The sequence below is a fragment of the Telluria sp. RT2P19 genome (assembly GCF_059685725.1).
In genome coordinates, this window is sequence record NZ_JCASIL010000009.1 from 28,779 (window position 1) to 47,340 (window position 18,562).

Below are 18,562 nucleotides of genomic sequence, written 5' to 3' on the forward strand. Positions count from 1 at the left end.
TCCTCACGCAGCAATGTTGACCATTACCCGCAAGCTCGAATTCGACGCCGGACACCGGATTCCCGACCACAAGAGCCAGTGCCGCAACCTGCATGGGCACCGCTATACCCTTGAGATTACGCTGACCGGAGAGGTGATCGATTCCGATGGCAATTCCGACAATGGCATGATCATGGATTTCTCGGACGTCAAGGCGCTGGCAAAACAGCACCTGGTCGACGTGTGGGACCATGCTTTCCTGGTATATGAGAAGGATGACAAGGTGCTGGCCTTCCTGTCGTCGCTGCCGGACCACAAGACGGTCGTGATCGACCGCATCCCGACCGTCGAAAACCTTGCCAAGGTGGCGTTCGACATCCTGAGGGCCGTCTTCATCGACCGCTACGGCACCGGCCTGCGGCTGCACAAGCTCGTGCTGCACGAAACCCCGAACTGCTGGGCCGAGATCGCGGAATGACGCCGGATCCAGCATCCGACGTCGCACTCGACCCGCAGGCCGAGGAATATATGGCGCTGGCCCTGGCGCAAGCGCAGCTGGCCTGGGACCGCGGCGAGGTGCCGGTCGGCGCGGTGGTCGTCAAGGATGGCGAGGTCATCGCGACGGGCTTCAACCAGCCGATCAGCGGCCATGACCCGACCGCGCACGCCGAGATCGTGGCCTTGCGCGCCGCTGCTGAAAAACTCGGCAATTACCGGTTGCCAGGCTGTGAGCTGTATGTGACGCTGGAGCCTTGCATCATGTGCTCGGGCGCGATGATGCACGCGCGCCTGTCCAGGGTCGTCTATGCCGCTACCGACCCCAAGACCGGCGCCTGTGGCTCGGTCGTGAACCTGTTCGACGAGCAGAAGCTGAACCATCACACCCAGGTCGTGGGCGGGGTGCTGGCGGGCGACGCGAGTACCTTGCTCAGGGCGTTCTTCGCCGAACGCCGCGCCGCGGCGCGCAAGCCGGCCGCCTGAGCCCGACGGCCGCCTGCGCCGCCAGCCCCAGCGCGTGCAGGCGACACCGCGATCGATCACGGACTGCACACGAATGCGCTCTACTCTGCGACGTGGGGCAGCGAAGGTGGTATGCTCGATCCGTGCTGTGGCGGGCATGTGCCCGTGCAGCCTATGAACGCGACTCTCTTCCCAGGTCCGATTTTCGAACGATTTCCTGCGCTGCCTTGCGCATCGCGAATTTGTCGTCATGCCCACTCTCAACGCCAACGGACTGCGTATCGCTTTCGACACCGCGGGTGACCCGAAGGCCGCGCCGCTGCTCCTGATCCACGGCCTCGGCATGCAACTGACCAATTGGCCGGACGACTTCGTCGATGGCCTGGTCGAGCTCGGCTTTTACGTCATTCGCTTCGACCATCGCGACAGTGGGCTGTCGACCCGGTTCGACCACGCCGGCACACCCAGCCTTGCGCTGGCGCGTATCAAGTCGGCCATCGGCTGGCCACTGCGCCCTCCCTACGGTATCGACGACATGGCGGCCGACGCCCTCGGTGTGCTGTCGGCGCTGGGCGTCGCCCGGGCCCACCTGGTGGGCGTCTCGGCACTGGGCGGCCTGATCGCCCAGCACCTGGCCGTGAGCCATCCGCAAAGGGTGAGGAGCTTGAGCGCCATCATGGCTACCAGCGGCCGGCGCGGCCTGCCCGGGCCAAGCGCCAGGGTGCGCAAGGCGCTGGCCAGCCGCCCAGCCGATCCGGCCAACCTCGACAGCGTCATCGACCACGCCGTCACCCTGCTGCAGGAACTGGGCAGCCCGTCCTATCCGACGCCAGAGAAGCAACTGCGCAAGCGCATTACTCGGTCCATGCGCCGTTGCTATTGCCCCAGCGGCAGTGCGCGCCAGATGCTGGCGCTTATTGCCGCGGGGGACCGCAGCGCGCTCCTGTCCACGATCACGGCGCAGACCCTCGTCATCCATGGCGCCGCCGACCCGCTCCTGCCCCCCGCCTGCGGGCACGATATCGCCGCGCATATCGCGGGTGCGCGGCTGGAAATCATCGAGGGGATGGGCCACGACCTGCCACCGCAGCTGGTCGAGCGCATCCTTGCCTTGATCGACTCCCATGCGCGGGGTAAGATGTTGCCAAATTCAACACCCCGGCTCTTCGTCAAACAGTGATCACCTCCCGTCTCGGCATTGCCATCGTGGCGCCCGCCGGCTGTATTTCCGACCCCTCGGCGCTCGAGCGCGCCATTGCGCGCTTCGAGGAGCAGGGCTTTCTGGTGCGCAATTACTATGATCACAGCTGCACCCACCAGCGCTTCGGCGGGACCGATGCCGCGCGCCTGGAACATCTGCATGCCGCGATCGCCGATCCGGACATCCACCTCGTCATCGCGCTGCGCGGCGGCTACGGCCTGAGCCGGCTGCTTCCAGGCATCGATTTCGGGGCGATCGCCGCCAGCGGCAAGATCGTGGTTGGTTTTTCGGACATCACGGCGCTGCACATGGGCCTGATGGCGAAGTCGGGCGGCCTGAGCTATGCCGGGCCGATGGTGGCGGGCGACTTCGGCGCCATCGACCAGGTCGCGTTCACGATCGACGATTTCTGGTCCTGCCTGACGGGTCCCACCCATACGATCACCGAGCGGGCGGCAGGCAATCCGCTGCTGGACCTGCGCGGCACCGTCTGGGGCGGCAACCTGGCCATGATCTCCTCGATGATCGGCACGCCGTATTTCCCGCGCATCGACGACGGCATCCTGTGGCTGGAAGATATCGGCGAGCACCCATACCGGGTGGAACGCATGCTGCTGCAGCTGATGCAGGCCGGCGTGCTGGACCATCAACAGGCCGTGGTGCTGGGCGACTTCTCCGGCTACCGCCTGGGGCCGCTCGACAACGGCTACGACTTCGACGCCATGCTGGCCTATCTGCGCGATACCTTGCCGGCGCCCGTGCTGACGGGCCTGAGCTTCGGCCACATCGACCACCGCGTCACCATTCCGTTCGGCGCCCAGGGACACCTGGTGTCCGACGCCGACGGCTTCACCTTGACCTTGTCCGACTATCCGACCTTGCGCCGCGCCTGAGCCGCGGCTGTCGAAAATCCCGCCCCGTTCGCCGCCAGGGGCAGGCAATGGTAAAATAGCCGGTTAATCAAATATGCTTTTTGGGGTAATAGAGTGCTATCCACAGCCAATATCACGATGCAATTCGGCGCCAAGCCGCTGTTCGAGAACATTTCCGTCAAATTTGGCGAAGGCAACCGCTATGGCCTGATCGGCGCCAACGGCTGCGGCAAGTCGACTTTCATGAAGATCCTGGGCGGCGACCTCGAGCCGTCCGCCGGCAACGTCAGCCTGGATCCGGGCGAGCGCCTCGGCAAGCTGCGCCAGGACCAGTTCGCGTATGAAGACGTGCGCGTGCTGGACGTCGTCATGATGGGTCACACCGAGCTGTGGAATGCGATCGCCGAACGCGATGCGATCTACGCCAACCCGGAAGCGACCGACGACGACTACATGAAGGCCGCCGAACTCGAAGGCAAGGTCGCCGAATACGACGGCTACTCGGCCGAGGCGCGCGCCGGCGAACTGCTGCTGGGCCTCGAAATCGGCACCGACCTGCACCAGGGCCCGATGAGCGCCGTGGCGCCCGGCTGGAAGCTGCGCGTGCTGCTGGCCCAGGCCCTGTTCTCGAATCCGGACATCCTGCTGCTCGACGAACCGACCAACAACCTGGACATCAACACGATCCGCTGGCTCGAGAACATGCTCAACGAGCGTAACTCCACCATGATCATCATTTCCCACGATCGTCACTTCCTGAACCAGGTGTGCACCCACGTGGCCGACATGGACTACGGCACCCTGAAGGTATATCCGGGCAACTACGACGACTACATGCTGGCCTCGACCCAGGCGCGCAACCAGCAGCTGGCGAACAACGCCAAGGCCAAGGAGAAAGTCGCCGAGCTGCAGGACTTCGTGCGCCGCTTCTCGGCCAACAAATCCAAGGCGCGCCAGGCGACGTCGCGCGCCAAGCAGATCGACAAGATCAAGATCGAGGAGTTCAAGCCGTCCTCGCGCGCGTATCCGTTCGTGCGTTTCGAGGGCGAGAAGAAGCTGCACCGCCTGGCGGTGGAGGCCGAGAACATCTCAAAGGCCTATGACCGCCAGCTGTTCAAGAACTTCTCGATCATGGTCGAGGCTGGCGAGCGCATCGCGATCATCGGCGCGAACGGCGCCGGCAAGACCACGCTGCTGCGCGCGATCGGCGGCGACCTGTGCGGCCTGCAGCCGGACACCGGCCGCGTGAAGTGGGCCGAAAACGCGAATCCCGGCTATATGCCGCAGGATCCGACCGAGGAATTCGCCAGCGGCGAGACGCTCACCGACTGGATGGGCCGCTGGACCCAGGAAGGCGACGACGACCAGGCCGTGCGCTCGATCCTGGGCCGCCTGCTGTTCGGTGGCGACGAGGTCAAGAAGTCGGTCAAGGTGCTGTCGGGTGGCGAAAAGGGCCGCATGATGTACGGTAAGCTGATGCTGGGCCGCCACAACGTGATGCTGCTCGACGAGCCGACCAACCACATGGACATGGAGTCGATCGAGTCGCTCAATATCGCGCTCGACAAGTACGCCGGCACCCTGATTTTCGTCTCGCACGACCGCGAGTTCGTGTCTTCGCTGGCCACCCGCGTCATCGAGATCCGCGAGAACGACGTCGTCGACTTCCAGGGCAGCTACGAGGAATACCTGCGTAGCCAGGGCATCGACTGATCCGTCGAATGAGTTGAATTGGCGGGGCCACGACCCCGCCGACGCGAGGAGACACGCGAGCATGAACGCCGTAACAGTACCTATCAAGACCTTTGAATACGACCGGCCCCAGGCCGGCCTGGCCTGCACCGCACAGGCCTGGGCGAAAGTGCCGAGCGCGCCCGAGATGGCCGAGCGCGCCGAGCTGAAGGACCGCATCCGCCGCCTGTTGAGGGAGAAGGGCGCCGTGCTGGTGGCCCACTACTACGTGGACGCCGACCTGCAAGACCTGGCCGAGGAAACGGGCGGCTGCGTGTCGGACTCGCTCGAGATGGCGCGCTTCGGCCGTGACCACAAGGCCCAGACCCTGGTGGTGGCCGGCGTGCGCTTCATGGGCGAGACCGCCAAGATCCTGAGCCCCGAAAAAACCATCCTGATGCCCGACCTTGATGCGACCTGTTCGCTCGACCTGGGTTGCCCGGCCGACGAGTTCGCGGCCTTCTGCGACCAGCATCCGGACCGCACGGTGGTGGTGTATGCCAACACCAGCGCCGCCGTGAAGGCGCGCGCCGACTGGATGGTGACTTCGTCGATCGGCCTGGACATCGTGGCCGAGCTGCACGCCCAGGGCAAGAAGATCCTGTGGGCGCCCGACCGCCACCTGGGTTCGTACATCCAGGCCAAGACCGGCGCCGACATGCTGCTGTGGCAGGGCTCCTGCCTGGTGCACGACGAATTCAAGGGCATCGAACTCGACTTGCTGAAAGCCGAATACCCGAACGCCAAGGTGCTGGTGCACCCGGAGTCGCCGGCCGCTGTCGTGGCCCTGGCCGACGCGGTCGGCTCGACCACCCAGCTGATCAACGCGGCCCAGACCATGGACGCGACCCACTTCATCGTCGCGACCGACAACGGTATCCTGCACAAGATGAAGCTGGCCGCGCCCGGCAAGACCTTCATCGAGGCGCCGACCGCCGGCAACAGCGCGACCTGCAAGAGCTGCGCGCATTGCCCGTGGATGGCGATGAACGGCCTGCGCAACCTGGCCGAGGTGCTCGAATCCGGCGCCAATGAGGTGCACGTCGACCCCGCCGTCGGCCTGCAGGCCAGGCGCTCGATCGACCGCATGCTCGATTTCGCCGCCGCCAGGCGCGCCAAGGCGCTGCCAAGCGGCAAACTGGAAAACAACGCCCCGATGTTCTCGGGGGTAGGACCGGCATGACGACACTTAAGAATCCCCACGCCCAGTTCGACGACAAACTGCAGGCGGCCTTCGAGCAAAACATCCTCGCCGCGCTGCTGGAAGACGTCGGCACCGGCGACCTCACCGGCATGCTGGTGCCCGGCGACACCCGCGTCACGGCGCGCGTGATCGTGCGTGAGGCGGCCGTGCTGTGCGGCGCGCCGTGGTTCGAAGGCCTGATGCTGGCGGTCGACCAGGATACCGAGGTCGACTGGCACTACGCCGAAGGCGACCTGATGACGCCCGATTCGGCCGTCTGTACGATCCAGGCGAATCCGCGTTCTCTGCTGACCGCCGAACGCGGTGCGCTGAACTTCATGCAGCTGCTGTCGGGCGTGGCCAGCGCCACCCGGCGCTACGTCGACGTCATCGCCGGCACCAATGCGGCGATCCTCGATACCCGCAAGACCTTGCCCGGCCTGCGGCTGGCGCAGAAATATGCGGTGCGCGTCGGTGGCGGCAAGAACCAGCGCATGGCGCTCTATGACGGCATCCTGATCAAGGAAAACCATATCGCGGCGGCCGGCGGCGTGACGGCCGCGCTGCAGGCGGCCGCCAGTTTGAATTCGGGTGCGCCGGTGCAGATCGAGGTCGAGACCATCGCCCAGCTCGAGGAAGCCCTGGGCGCCGGCGTCAAGTCGGTCCTGCTCGACAACTTCGACCTGGCACGCATGCGCGAGGCGGTAACGGTGAACGCCGGCCGCGCGCTGCTGGAGGCGTCGGGCGGCATCAATCTGGAGACCGTGCGTGCGATTGCCGGCACCGGCGTCGACCGCATCTCGGTCGGCAGCCTGACCAAGGATGTGCGCGCCACCGATTATTCGCTGCGCATTGTCTGAGCCTCGGTACGAACCATTATTTTGACAGGATATTCATGACGACTTCCGACAAGTTGAAACGTTCGCTCGGCTTTCGCCTGTTCTGGCTCGGTTTCGGCCTGTTGCTGGGCGTGCCCCAGCTACTCGACGGCATCATGTACGACATGAAGGGCGAACTGTTCTTCGGCATCGGCATGCTGCTGGTCGGCATCCGCGGTTTCCTGCGCCCGGTGGTGCTGGGCCGCGCGATGGCGCTCAAGCGCGACGACGCGGCGGCCGAATCCTCGATCGGTTCGACCGGCCTGCATGGCCTGCTGTCGCTCGGCATGGCGGCCAGCCTGGTCGCGGGCCTGGCGATCAAGCTCGGCAATAGCTGATCCTACACGCCGCTCTCGGCGGCGGCGGCAATCGCGTTCTCCCGTGCGCCCGGCAAGTGCGCCGGCTGCCCGACCTGCGCGGCGATCGCATCGATCGCCCCCAGCACCTTGCCCGGCTCGGCATAGTGCAGCATATGGCCCACGCCCGGCGTCACCGAGAGCTCGCTATGCCGCAGCGCCGCATGCAGCTTTTCGGCATTGTGCGCACAGTCGCAGACGCCATCCTGGGCGCCCGACAGGATCTGCACCGGCATCTTCAGGCGGCCATAGCGCCGCGCCAGCGACATCGTGGCCGGCACCATCAGGCCGGCATCGGCGGCGTTCGCCCGAAGCTGGGCCGGGCGTAACACCATCCATGGCGACACCCTGCTGAAGCTTTCCGACACCGGCATCGGCGCGAACGCGCGTCCGATCGCGGCCGGCCAGATCAGCCGGCCGGCCAGCGGCGCCACCGTGTAGCGCAGCGCGTCGCCCACCAGCGGCAGGGCGGGCGGCGCACCGACCATGACGTCCAGGCGCACGCTCGGATAGTAGTAACCGGACACCAGCACCAGCCCGCGCACGAAATCCGGCACCTGCAGCCCGAGGCTGAGCGCCACCAGCGTGCCCCAGGAATGACCCACGACGATGGCGCTCTCGACGTTCAATTCCTGCAGCGCGTGATGCAGCAGGCGCGCCTGCCTGGCGGGCGTCCACACCGTGCTGCGCGGGCGCTCGCTGTAACCGAAACCGGGACGGTCGAAGGCGATCACGCGGTAATGCTCGGCAGCGGCATCGAGCAGGCCGCTGTGCTCCCAGTCGGTGGCGTCGACCCCGTTCCCATGCAACAGCACCAGCGCGGGACCCTGGCCGCGCTCGAGGTAATGCAGCTTGACGCCATCGACCGTCATGAACCGTCCGGTGGGCGGATGTTCGCGCTCGGCGCGGCGCGACCTGGCGCGCACGAACAGCCAGGAAGCCAGCAGGCCAAGGCCGGCAACGGCGGCGCCGGTCGACAGGCGCCGCGTGGCGCGTGGCTTACGATAGGTACTGATCACAAGGTTCCCCTATGGTCGATAAGCTCGGAAGGTAAAGGCGCCGGCAGGTACGCCTCGAGCAACTGCGCCACCAGCGGCAGGACCTGTTCGGCCGACGCTTCGAGCTTGAGCGCCAGCATGTCGTCGGCGCGGGTGCGGCCCAGGTTGACCGCGGCGATCGGCTTGCCGGCGGCCTGGGCCAGCCGACAGAAGCGAAAGCCCGAATACACCATCAGCGAAGAGCCGACCACCAGCAGCGCATCGGCCGATTCCATCTGGGCCAGCGCGCAGGCGGTGCGCGCCGGCGGCACGTTATCGCCGAAGAAGACGACGTCGGGCATCAGCACGCCGCCGCAGTGCACGCAGGCGGGAATCTCGACGCCGGTGACGGCGTCCGGGTCGAGCGCCGCATCGCCGTCCGGCAGCGGCGCGGCCATCGCCTGCAGCAGGGCCGGATTGGCGAACTCGAGCTGGGTCTGCACGAAGGCGCGCGGAAAGCGGGCGCCGCAGCCGAGGCAGGCCACGTGGTGGATATTGCCGTGCAATTCGAGCAGGGCGTGGCTGCCGGCCTGCTGGTGCAGGCCGTCGACGTTCTGGGTCAGGATGAAGCCAAGCCTGCCGCCGGCTTCGAGCGCGGCCAAGGCCCGGTGTCCCGCGTTCGGCGCGGCGCGCGCCAGCAGCGGCCAGCCGACCATGCTGCGCGCCCAGTAGCGGCGCTGGGTGGCGCGGTCGCGCCGGAATTCGGGCCCCTGGATCGGCAGCCGGCCCCGCCTTGCGCCGTCACGGTCGCGGTAGTCGGGGATGCCGGAGGCGGTCGACAGCCCGGCGCCGGTCAGGACCAGCGTACGCGGGTGCCGTTCGAGAAACGACGCCAGCGCGTCGACTCCGTCGTGGGTGTTGAAACCTTCTGCCATGCTGCCTGCTCCTGAAAATGCGCCTCCCATGCATGGGATCGTAACATCAGCGATTCGGCCGAGGACACACGATTCCCCCGATCAGCGGTTCATTCAACGGGCGGAGACCGCGATTCCTCCGACGATCATGCCGAACGCCACCACATGGTACAGGTGGGGCGCCTCGCCCAGGAAGGCGGAGGACAACAGCGCCGTGAACAGCGGGGTCAGGTTGATGAAGAAGGAACCCAGGCTGGGACCGGCGCGCTGCACGCCCGCGCCCCAGCAACGCATGGCGATGATGGCCGGCCCGAGCGCCACGTACAGCAGTGCGGCGGCGATCGGCCAGCTCCAGGCGATGTGCACACCGTTCAACGCCCACTCGCCGCCGGCCAGCGCGCCCGACCACAGCACGCCGAAGCCGACCTGGGCCAGCAAGAAGGCGGCCCAGTCCGCGCGCAGCGCCGGCACGTCCTTTTGCTGCATCAGGAGCCAGCTGTAGAACGACCAGGCGATGGTCGCCAGGATCATGTACAGGTCGCCCGCCACCAGCCGCAGCGCCGCCAGCTCGGCCAGCGAGCCGCGGCACATCACGACCAGCACCCCGGCGATCGACAGCACCGCGCCCGCTATCTGCCTGCGCTTGACCGGTACCTTGAAGAACAGCCGCCCCACCAGCAGCATCCACACCGGTACACCCGACGCGACCAGGGTCACGTTGATCGGCGACGAGCTTTGCAGCGCCAGGTATTGCAGCGAGTTGTACAAGCCGACGCCCAGCAGGCCGAGCATGCTGTAGCGCTTCCAGTTGGCCAGCACGCCGCTGCCAGGGCGCAGCGCGGCGCGGCCCAGCGGCAGCAGCACGGCCAGCGCGATCGACCAGCGGATCAGGTTGAGCGTCATCGGCGGCACCGCGTCGCGCACGAGGCGCCCGACGACGGCATTGCCAGCCCACAGCACGGGCGGAATGGTCAGGAGCAGGGCGGTGGCCGGGGTCAGCCGGTAGCCTGGCGTCGACATCGGTCAGCGCCGGCGCGGCGTCAGGACGCTCGGCAGCGCCTTCGGCAAGGTGTCCGGGAAGTCGCGCGAATAATGCAGGCCGCGGCTTTCGTGGCGCGACAGCGCGCTCTGGACGATCAGGTGCGCCACCTCGACCAGATTGCGCAGTTCCAGCAGATCGGGCGTGATGCGGAAGTTGCGGTAGTACTCGTCGATTTCTTCCTTGAGCAGCTTGATGCGGTGCTGGGCGCGCTCGAGGCGCTTGGTGGTGCGCACGATGCCGACATAGTTCCACATGAAGCGGCGCAGCTCGTCCCAGTTGTGGGCGATGACCACTTCTTCGTCCGCGTTCGTGACCCGGCTCTCGTCCCAGGCCGGCAGCGCCGGGTTCTCGATCGGGCCGCTCGCCCGGATGTGTTCGGCGCAGGCGCGGCCCACCACCACGCATTCCAGCAGCGAATTGCTGGCCAGGCGGTTGGCGCCGTGCAGGCCGGTGCAGGCGGTCTCGCCCACCGCGTACAGCCCCGGTATATCGGTACGCCCGGCCAGGTCGGTCACCACGCCGCCGCACGTGAAGTGCACGGCCGGCACCACCGGGATCGGCGCGCGCGTGATGTCGATGCCCAGTTCGAGGCAGCGCGCATAAATGGTCGGGAAGTGCTCCTTGAGGAACTCCGGGTCCTGGTGGCTGATGTCGAGGTCCATGTGATCCAGGCCGCGTTTCTTCATCTCGAAGTCGATGGCGCGGGCGACGACATCGCGCGGGGCCAGTTCGCCGCGTTCGTCGTGGGCCGGCATGAAGCGGGTGCCGGCCAGCGGCCCGGCTTCCTGCGGCAGCTTGAGCAAGCCGCCTTCGCCGCGGATCGCCTCGGTGATCAGGAACGATTTCGCATACGGGTGGTACAGGCAGGTCGGGTGGAACTGGATGAATTCCATGTTCGACACCCGGCAGCCGGCGCGCCAGGCCATGGCGATGCCGTCGCCGGTGGCGGTATCGGGATTGGTCGTGTACAGGTAGACCTTGCCGGCGCCGCCGGTGGCCAGCACGGTATGCTCGGCCTCGAAGGTCAGCACCTTGCCGCTCTCGATGTCCTGCACATACAGGCCGTAGCAGCGCGGCTGGCCGACCAGCGCGGGCGCGCCCGAGTGCACCCCGGTGGGGCCCAGTTTGTCGGAGGTGATGACGTCGATCGCCACGTGTTGCTCGAACAGCGCGATGTTCGGATGCGCGCGCACCTTCTGTTCCAGCGTGACCTGCACCGCGTGGCCGGTGGCGTCGGCGGCGTGGATGATGCGGCGCTGGCTGTGGCCGCCCTCGCGGGTCAGGTGGAAGCCCAGTTCGGCCGTGGGGTCGCGGGTGAAGGGCACGCCCTGTTCGATCAGCCACTCGATGGCGGCGCGGCCTCCCTCGACGATGGCGCGGGTCGCGCCTTCGTCGCACAGGCCGGCGCCGGCGACGAGCGTGTCATCGATATGCTGGTCGTGACTGTCGCCCGAATCGAGCACGGCGGCGATGCCGCCCTGGGCCCAGCTGCTTGCCCCATCGAGCAGTGCGCGCTTCGAGATGATGGCGACCTTGCGGGTCTGGGCCAGGTGCAGGGCAACGGACAGTCCGGCCAGGCCGCTGCCGACGATCGCGACGTCAAATTTCATGGCAATGTCATATTTGTAAAGAGGCATCACTATAAGCGATTTGTGGTCTTGACGTCAGGTCGGGGAAAGGTCGCTTCCAGCGCAGACGCGTTGGCCGCCACGGTACGGCCGCGCACCGAAAGCGGGCCGAAGGCGGGCTAGGATGGGGTTTTACTCATCCATCAGGAAACCACCATGACCGCAGACCGCCACCACGCAGCCGCGCTCGCCGACCGGATCGGCTCGATGCGCTTCGCCATGTTCACCTTCCGCGACCAATACGACCACCTGGTCAGCCAGCCGATGACCAAGCAGGATGTCGACGCCGAAGGCGGCCTCTGGTTCTTCGTGAACTCCACGACCGAGCTGTGGGAAAGCATCGCGCACCAGCCCGAGGTCAACGTCAGTTTCGCCGATAACGAGGACAGCACCTACGTGTCCGTCAGCGGCCGCGCCGAACGCGTCGTCGACCGCGCTCAGGTCGAAGCGCGTTGGAACCCGATGGTGCAGGCCTGGTTCCCGGCCGGCCCGGGCGACCAGCACGCGGTGCTGGTGCGGGTCGATCCGCACGCGGCCGAGTATTGGGACTCCAGCGACAGCAAGATGGTGCGCATGTTCGCCATGGCCAAGGCGGCCGTGACCGGCAACCAGCCGGACGTGGACGGCGAACACGGTACGATCAAGCTGTAACGGTACGCTGAAGTTTGTTGCGGTCGGGCACGAGTCTGCCTTACAGTAGCGCTCCCGCATCCTGGAGCGCATACGATGACCAGCCCGCTCGAAATGGCGGCCAACGCCTTTACGGCAGCCGCCATCGTGCTGGCCGGCCGCAACAACGTCCACACCTGGTGGGCCGGCATCGTCGGCTGCACGCTGTTTGGCGTGCTGTTCGCACAGAACCGGCTCTACGCCGATGTGGTCCTGCAGATGTTCTTTGTCGGCACGGGCGCGCTGGGGTGGTGGCGCTGGCTGCACGGTAACGATGGGGCGCCGCTGCCGATCACCCACGCCGGCTGGCGCACCCTGGCCTGGATGGTCCCGGCCGGCATCGCCGCCACCGCCGCCTACGGCGCCATGCTGCATCTCTACACCAACGCCTATGCGCCCTTCATCGACTCGGCGGTGCTGGTGTTCAGCGTCATCGCCCAGCTCCTCATGATGCAGCGGCGAATCGAGAACTGGCCGGTATGGCTGCTGGTCAATACGATCGCCGTACCGCTGTACTTCAGCCGCGGGCTGCACCTCACGGCGTTTCTCTACCTGTGCTTCTGGATCAATGCGATCGTGTCGTGGTTCTGGTGGAGCCGGCTGGCCAGGCGCCAGCAGGATCAAGCGCAAGCGTAATCAGGCACAGACGTCATCACGCTCGCCAGTGATCGGGCTCAAGCGTAATGCGGGCTCAGCGTCATGGCGCCCGGCGAGCGCATGCCTGATCAGGGACGGACTGGCGGCAGATCCTGTTCATCGTGGGTGCCGCCCGTCTCGGGTGTGCCCAGACCCGTCTCGCGCGGGCCGGCCTGGCCCGACCGGGTGTCCTGGGCGCCTGGATTGGCATGGGTCATGGCCGCATCCACCGACTCGGTGCGCGGCGCCGCAGCGGGCGTCCCGGCGTTGGTGGCGGCCGCGTCCGGTCGGGCGTTGTCCGTGCCGTCGGGGGCATTGACATAGGGACCGGACTGGTTGCGGGTGAGCCCCGGGCCGCCGTTGCCGCCGGTTTCCGTCTGGCTCTCGTGGCTCGGCGTCGCGCCTTGCTGGCCGCTCGTCTGGCCGCCGACGCCGACCGTCACGCTGTCGTCGTGCCCTGATGTCGTCGCTGGGGAGTGGTTCATGTGCGCCTCCTTTGTGATGGGTTGCGGCCATTCTGGCGCGCCGCGCCGGGCCGGCATATCGGCGCCGGCGGCGGGGTGGTGTAGGAGAATGGCGCATGCGTCATCGGTGCGTGTGGCTGACTGTAACGTGCGCGGGACCATCGAAACGAATGCTACGGTGTCCGCAATCATTATATGGAGGAAGCGCCATGGAACACCCCGACTATGCCGCCTGCATCGAAGCCTGCAATGCCTGCGCCGACGCCTGCGACGCTTGCGCAGCCGCTTGCCTGCGCGAAGACGACGTCAAGATGATGGCGCGCTGTATCGCGCTTGACATCGATTGCGCGCAACTATGCCGCCTGGCCGCCGCGGTCATGGCGCGCGGCGGCGAGATCGCCGGCCCCCTGTGTGGCGTGTGCGCCGAGGCCTGCGAGCGCTGCGCCGCAGAATGCGCCAGCCACCCGATGGACCATTGCCAGGCTTGCGCGAGCGCCTGCCGTGCGTGCGCCGCCGCCTGCCGGAGCATGGCTGCCACCGCTTGACGGGGCCTGTCCGATATCCCCTTCCTGAGGCGCGGAGGTGGTGCTATACTGTATATTCATACAGTAATCCATCGCGTCATCATGCCCGCCTTCTTGCCGATCGATCTCGACCCATTGCCCGCGGAACATCCAGAGCGGGCGGCGGCGAGTCGTCCAGACTCCGGCATCTTTTCCGGCGTGCACGACGAACCGGTCACATCGGCCCGCAACGATGCCGAGCTGGCGCGCGAATACATTTCGCACGGCGAACTGAGCCCCAAGTCGATCGCCAACCTGCAAAAAGAATTGTATCGCTTCCTGACCTGGTGCCGTGAAGAGGCCAAGAAGACGTTTCAGCAAATGACCGTGGCCGACCTGAACGCCTACAAGGAGTTCATCCGCAACCCGCCGCCCGATTGGGTATGCACCACCAAGTGGCCACGCAACGACGCGCGCTACCGCCCGTTCTCGGGTCCGCTGTCCGACACCAGCCGGCGCCAGTCGATGATCGCCATCAAGGGCTTGCTGGCCTACGCCGAACACACCGGCTACCTGCGCCGCAATCCGGCGCGCCTGGTGCGCAACGTGCGGCCGCCGCACGCCGGCCGCATCACCCGCTACCTGACGCCGGCCGCGCTGGCCTATGCGCTGGCGGCGGCCGAGGCCAACCATGCCGATTCCGACGCCGCGGCCCGCCAGCGCGCCCGCGACCGTTTTCTCCTGATCGCCTTCGCCCAGACCGGCGCGCGCCTGAACGAGATCGTCAGCGCCCGCATGGGCTCGATCTATAGCGAGGGCGACGGCCGCTGGTGGCTCGATGTCGTCGGCAAGGGCAACAAGCCGCGCCGGCTGCCGGTGCCGCCCGCCACCCTGGCCGCCTACCGCGACTACCGGCGCGCCTTCGGCCTGCTCGAACAGACCAGCCGCGGCGACCACATGCCGCTGGTGCTGTCGAGCCGTACGCGCGACCATGTCCGGGTCACCGACGAGGCGGCCGCCGAAGCCCTGAAGGCCATCTTCCAGCTCGCGGCCGGCGAGGCGGCGGCGCGAGGGGACGGGGACAGCGCGAGCATGCTGCGCCAGGCCTCGCCGCACTGGCTACGCCACAGCATGCTGACCAACCACGCCAATAGCGGGGTCCAGCTCAAGACCCTGCAAGATACCGCCGGCCACGCGAACATCGCCACCACCGCCGGCTATCTGCACAAGACCGACCAGGAACGTCACGACGAGATCCTCGGCTCGGGCAAGGGCATCCTGTGATGGCGGGGCAGGGGCCCGATTTATACGGGGATCGACGACGAACCGCCGTCCGAACTGCCGTAATTCTGCAACTCGTCGAGTGACAGACGGCGGTCGTTCAGCGCCGCCAGGATTGCACCCAATTGCTCGTCGTCGGGCTGGATATACACGATGCGCTGTTCGAGCAGGTTGTCCCAGTAGGGCGTGTACGGAACGGCGGTTTCGGTCATGACCTTCGCCTTGAAGCTGCCATCCTGCATTTCGCCGACCAGGGTGATGCGCGCGGTGTCGGGGACGGTATTCTGGACCGTGATGTTCATGCTCTTCCTTTGGTGATCAGTTCGTGTAAGGCCATTGTCACGCAGCCAAGGATCGCGTGCAAACACTGGTCGGCAGCCGTGCGCACCCCTCTCGGTCTGCCGGTAGCGACGGTCGATGAATTCGAACGCCATCGTCAAAATTATCCGCTTTTCTACGTTCTCCCTGCCGCCGATACTGGACGGCATTCAAACCACAGGGAGTCCACCCATGAACAAGCTCAGCGCACTGCTCTTGCCCCCGGCGCTGCTTGCCGGCGGCATGCTGGCCGCCGCGGCCGCCCAGGCCCAGGCCGACCTGATCGTCATGAACGGCAAGATCGCCACCATGGCCAGCGAAGGTGAATTTGTCCATGCGCTTGCGGTCAAGGACGGCAAGATCGCCGCCGCCGGCAGCAACGACAACGTGCTGCGCCTCCGGAACAAAGACACCCGTGTGCTCGATCTGGGCGGGCGCACCGTGATCCCGGGCCTGAACGATTCGCACACCCATGTGATCCGCGCGGGACTGAACTACAACGCCGAAGTGCGCTGGGACGGCGTGCGCAGTCTCAAGCGGGCGATGCAGATGCTCAAGGAACAGGCGGCGCGCACGCCCGAAGGCCAATGGGTCAAGGTCGTGGGCGGCTGGAGTGAGCATCAGTTCGAAGATCAGCGCTTGCCGACACTGGACGACATCAATGCAGCGGTGCCGGACAAGCCGGTCTTCATCCTCTATTTATACGGCAAGGCCTTCCTGAACCGGAAAGGCATCGAGACCCTCGGCTACGGCAAGCAGACAACGTACCTCGATGGCGAGGTGGCGCTCGACGCCGCCGGCGAGCCGACCGGCCTGCTGCTGGCCAAGCCGAACGCGATGATCCTGTACTCGACCCTGGCCAAGACCGGCAAGCTCGATCGCGCCGACCAGCTGAACTCGACCCTGCATTTCTATCGCGACCTCAATCGCCTCGGCATGACCAGCGCGATCGACGCCGGCGGCGGCGGCCAGGCCTATCCGGACGACTATGGCGTGACCATCGCGCTGGCGAAAGCGGGCAAGCTTACGGTGCGCACCTCGTACTACCTGTTTGCGCAAAAGGCTGGACAGGAGCTGGAAGACTATGAGCGCTGGATCAGGATGACCAAACCCGATCGCAACGAGCATATGTTCTATGCGAACGGGTTCACGACCGAGGGCGCGGGCGAGAACCTGGTCTCGAGCGCAGCCGATTTCGAGAACTTCCTGGAACCACGTCCGGAGCTGCCGCACCAGATGGAAGACGAGCTTGGCCGGGTCGTGACCCTGCTGGTCAAGAATCGATGGCCGTTCCGCATTCATGCGACCTATGGCGAAAGCATCGAGCGCGACCTTGCCGTGATCGAGCAGGTAAATCGCGCCACGCCCTTGAATGGCCTGCGCTGGATCGTCGACCACGCCGAGACGGTAACCGACGACCAGCTCAGGCGCATCAAGGCGCTGGGCGGCGGCGTGGCGGTACAGAACCGTCTGTATTTCCAGGGCGAGTCGTACTGGAAGCGCTACGGCGCCCAGACCCGGCAACTGCCGCCGATCCGCAAGATGCTCGAACTGGGCTTGCCGGTCGGCCTCGGCACGGATGGCACCCGCGTGAGCAGCTATGGCCCGTGGCCGTCGATCTATTGGGCGCTGACGGGCAAGACCGCCGGAGGACTGGCGACCTGGCAGGCCAGGGACGTGCTCACGCGCCATGAGGCGCTCCAGCTCATGACCCGGGGCAGTGCCTGGATGAGCGGGGAAGAAGAGGTCAAGGGCCGCTTGACCGTCGGCCAGTACGCCGATTTCGCGGTGCTGCCGCAGGATTACTTCACGATGGACGTGGAGAGGATCAAGGATCTCGAGAGCGTGCTGACGGTGGTGAATGGCCAGGTGGTATATGGCGCCGGCACGTTCGAGAAGCTGTCGCCGTCACTGCCCGCGGTATCGCCAGCCTGGAGCCCGGTGCGCCACTTCGGCGGCTACCAGAAGCGCTGAATCCGTCGCCGGGCCTTCCGGCAGCGGCTGCGCCGGCGCGTCGCCTGACCCGCTGTTTGCTCCCGTTCCCGCACACGCCGAGAGTGGGAGGCGACCCGGCGCACGAACGGCGATCGACGATTTCGACACCGGCTTCGTGGCTCGGCTATATCAGTCGATTGCGGCCAGATGAACCGAAGGTCGACGGATCGCGGTGACCGATGTCGACACCGATGCCGAGCACCTCGGGGGGCGTGGCCGCGCTGGGATGGCGATGACGATGACGAGGGCGCGCAGCCTGCACCTGATGGTGGTGGCGGAGGGCGTCGACACCGAGGCCGAGCAGGCCTTCCTGATTGCCCACGGCCGCGATATGGCGCAGGGCTTCCTGCATGCGCGGCCCATACCGGCGCGGGAATTCGAGGCCTGGCTGGCCTCGACGGCCGGCGCCGTCGAGGCTGGCAAGCGTGAGACCGGCGGCGGGGCGGGGCGAGTGCCGCTCTGATCCGCCACGGCCGTGGTTATGGTGCGCCTGATGCATGCACCGATGTTCCAGCCTGCAAGTGCGCCTCATGGCATGCAGCGAGCTCCAACCGGCAATTTTCCGACCTGGCACCCGTCGCGCTTGTCGTCGACCAAGGCGTCGGCCTCGGGGCAGGGAAGACAATGCAATCAGATCGCCGCCGGATGATGCAGTAGTGCACGCCGACCGCGACAGGCAGGCAAGTGGCGACCGACGACGCCGTGGCTAAGGTCATGATCGAGTCTTGCTCGCATGGGCGCACAGCGAAACACACCAAATCTGCTGAATGTGGCCAGCAGGGCTGCATTTGGTCGATATCCATGGCAGCTGACGGCGGCGGCAACCGGGCGGGTAGTATGGAGGCGAATGCATGTCGTGCGGTGAACTGTTTGGTTCAGCGTCCTCGTTCAGAGGGCTCGCCGCCAATGCGTCTCCAACCGGTGCTTGATGCGCCTATTTAACTCGACATTAGCATATATATTGTCGAGTTAAAT

Annotated in this window: 20 protein-coding genes; 14 read left to right on the top strand and 6 right to left on the bottom strand. The window is 66.4% G+C overall.

Going from position 1 to position 18,562, the window contains the following annotated elements:
• The first annotated feature begins 13 nt into the window (after nt 1-13).
• From queD to AC56KW_RS12795, 8 genes are all read left to right on the top strand, one after another.
• On the top strand, nt 14-457 hold the full coding sequence (gene queD, locus AC56KW_RS12760) for a 6-carboxytetrahydropterin synthase QueD (protein WP_497171108.1): 444 nt from the start codon (nt 14-16) through the stop codon (nt 455-457).
• On the top strand, nt 454-960 hold the full coding sequence (gene tadA, locus AC56KW_RS12765; RefSeq protein WP_497171109.1) for a tRNA adenosine(34) deaminase TadA: 507 nt from the start codon (nt 454-456) through the stop codon (nt 958-960). The genes queD and tadA overlap by 4 nt, the downstream gene beginning before the upstream one ends.
• Before the next feature lie 229 nt (nt 961-1,189).
• On the top strand, nt 1,190-2,119 hold the full coding sequence (locus tag AC56KW_RS12770) for an alpha/beta fold hydrolase (protein WP_497171110.1): 930 nt from the start codon (nt 1,190-1,192) through the stop codon (nt 2,117-2,119).
• Nucleotides 2,116-3,033: a muramoyltetrapeptide carboxypeptidase gene (gene ldcA, locus AC56KW_RS12775; protein WP_497171111.1), complete on the top strand. Its 918-nt coding sequence runs from the start codon at nt 2,116-2,118 to the stop codon at nt 3,031-3,033. Before AC56KW_RS12770 ends, ldcA begins: the two co-directional genes overlap by 4 nt.
• A gap of 93 nt (nt 3,034-3,126) precedes the next feature.
• A complete protein-coding gene (locus tag AC56KW_RS12780) occupies nt 3,127-4,725 on the top strand; it encodes an ABC-F family ATPase (RefSeq protein WP_497171112.1) in 1,599 nt (532 codons plus the stop codon).
• Between the two features lie 61 nt (nt 4,726-4,786).
• Entirely contained in the window at nt 4,787-5,926 is a 1,140-nt protein-coding gene (gene nadA, locus AC56KW_RS12785) for a quinolinate synthase NadA (protein WP_497171113.1), read from the top strand.
• A complete protein-coding gene (gene nadC / locus AC56KW_RS12790; RefSeq protein ID WP_497171114.1) occupies nt 5,923-6,786 on the top strand; it encodes a carboxylating nicotinate-nucleotide diphosphorylase in 864 nt (287 codons plus the stop codon). Before nadA ends, nadC begins: the two co-directional genes overlap by 4 nt.
• 35 nt (nt 6,787-6,821) lie before the next feature.
• Complete coding sequence (locus tag AC56KW_RS12795; RefSeq protein WP_497171115.1) at nt 6,822-7,142, top strand: hypothetical protein; 321 nt, start codon at nt 6,822-6,824, stop codon at nt 7,140-7,142.
• 2 nt (nt 7,143-7,144) lie between these two features.
• Here the strand turns inward: AC56KW_RS12795 and AC56KW_RS12800 are convergent, their stop codons facing one another.
• The 4 genes from AC56KW_RS12800 to nadB all read right to left on the bottom strand — a co-directional run bounded on the left by AC56KW_RS12800 (nt 7,145) and on the right by nadB (nt 11,703).
• A complete protein-coding gene (locus AC56KW_RS12800; RefSeq protein WP_497171116.1) occupies nt 7,145-8,179 on the bottom strand; it encodes an alpha/beta fold hydrolase in 1,035 nt (344 codons plus the stop codon).
• Nucleotides 8,176-9,072 carry an NAD-dependent protein deacetylase gene (locus tag AC56KW_RS12805; protein ID WP_497171117.1) on the bottom strand — a complete coding sequence of 299 codons (897 nt, stop codon included), beginning with the start codon at nt 9,070-9,072 and terminating at the stop codon, nt 8,176-8,178. Before AC56KW_RS12805 ends, AC56KW_RS12800 begins: the two co-directional genes overlap by 4 nt.
• 93 nt (nt 9,073-9,165) lie before the next feature.
• On the bottom strand, nt 9,166-10,071 hold the full coding sequence (locus AC56KW_RS12810; protein WP_497171118.1) for a DMT family transporter: 906 nt from the start codon (nt 10,069-10,071) through the stop codon (nt 9,166-9,168).
• Nucleotides 10,072-10,074: 3 nt separating this feature from the next.
• Entirely contained in the window at nt 10,075-11,703 is a 1,629-nt protein-coding gene (gene nadB / locus AC56KW_RS12815) for an L-aspartate oxidase (RefSeq protein WP_497171119.1), read from the bottom strand.
• Nucleotides 11,704-11,877: 174 nt separating this feature from the next.
• Here nadB and AC56KW_RS12820 point away from each other — a divergent pair, with 174 nt between their 5' ends.
• Together AC56KW_RS12820 and pnuC are read left to right on the top strand one after the other, a co-directional pair.
• Nucleotides 11,878-12,372, top strand: coding sequence for a pyridoxamine 5'-phosphate oxidase family protein (locus AC56KW_RS12820; protein WP_497171120.1), 495 nt, complete (start codon nt 11,878-11,880; stop codon nt 12,370-12,372).
• A gap of 75 nt (nt 12,373-12,447) precedes the next feature.
• Nucleotides 12,448-13,026, top strand: coding sequence for a nicotinamide riboside transporter PnuC (gene pnuC / locus AC56KW_RS12825; RefSeq protein WP_497171121.1), 579 nt, complete (start codon nt 12,448-12,450; stop codon nt 13,024-13,026).
• Nucleotides 13,027-13,115: 89 nt separating this feature from the next.
• Here pnuC and AC56KW_RS12830 read toward each other — a convergent pair whose 3' ends face one another.
• Nucleotides 13,116-13,511 carry a hypothetical protein gene (locus AC56KW_RS12830; RefSeq protein WP_497171122.1) on the bottom strand — a complete coding sequence of 132 codons (396 nt, stop codon included), beginning with the start codon at nt 13,509-13,511 and terminating at the stop codon, nt 13,116-13,118.
• 188 nt (nt 13,512-13,699) lie between these two features.
• Here AC56KW_RS12830 and AC56KW_RS12835 point away from each other — a divergent pair, with 188 nt between their 5' ends.
• Together AC56KW_RS12835 and AC56KW_RS12840 are read left to right on the top strand one after the other, a co-directional pair.
• On the top strand, nt 13,700-14,035 hold the full coding sequence (locus AC56KW_RS12835) for a four-helix bundle copper-binding protein (RefSeq protein ID WP_497171123.1): 336 nt from the start codon (nt 13,700-13,702) through the stop codon (nt 14,033-14,035).
• Nucleotides 14,036-14,116: 81 nt separating this feature from the next.
• Complete coding sequence (locus AC56KW_RS12840; RefSeq protein WP_497171124.1) at nt 14,117-15,277, top strand: tyrosine-type recombinase/integrase; 1,161 nt, start codon at nt 14,117-14,119, stop codon at nt 15,275-15,277.
• 20 nt (nt 15,278-15,297) lie between these two features.
• On the opposite strand, the gene AC56KW_RS12845 is transcribed toward AC56KW_RS12840, so the two are convergent.
• A complete protein-coding gene (locus AC56KW_RS12845; protein ID WP_497171125.1) occupies nt 15,298-15,576 on the bottom strand; it encodes a hypothetical protein in 279 nt (92 codons plus the stop codon).
• 208 nt (nt 15,577-15,784) lie between these two features.
• On the opposite strand from AC56KW_RS12845, the gene AC56KW_RS12850 reads away from it, so the two are divergent.
• Nucleotides 15,785-17,566, top strand: coding sequence for an amidohydrolase (locus AC56KW_RS12850; RefSeq protein ID WP_497171126.1), 1,782 nt, complete (start codon nt 15,785-15,787; stop codon nt 17,564-17,566).
• A gap of 193 nt (nt 17,567-17,759) precedes the next feature.
• Nucleotides 17,760-18,050, top strand: coding sequence for an EAL domain-containing protein (locus AC56KW_RS12855; protein ID WP_497171127.1), 291 nt, complete (start codon nt 17,760-17,762; stop codon nt 18,048-18,050).
• Nucleotides 18,051-18,562: the final 512 nt, after the last annotated feature.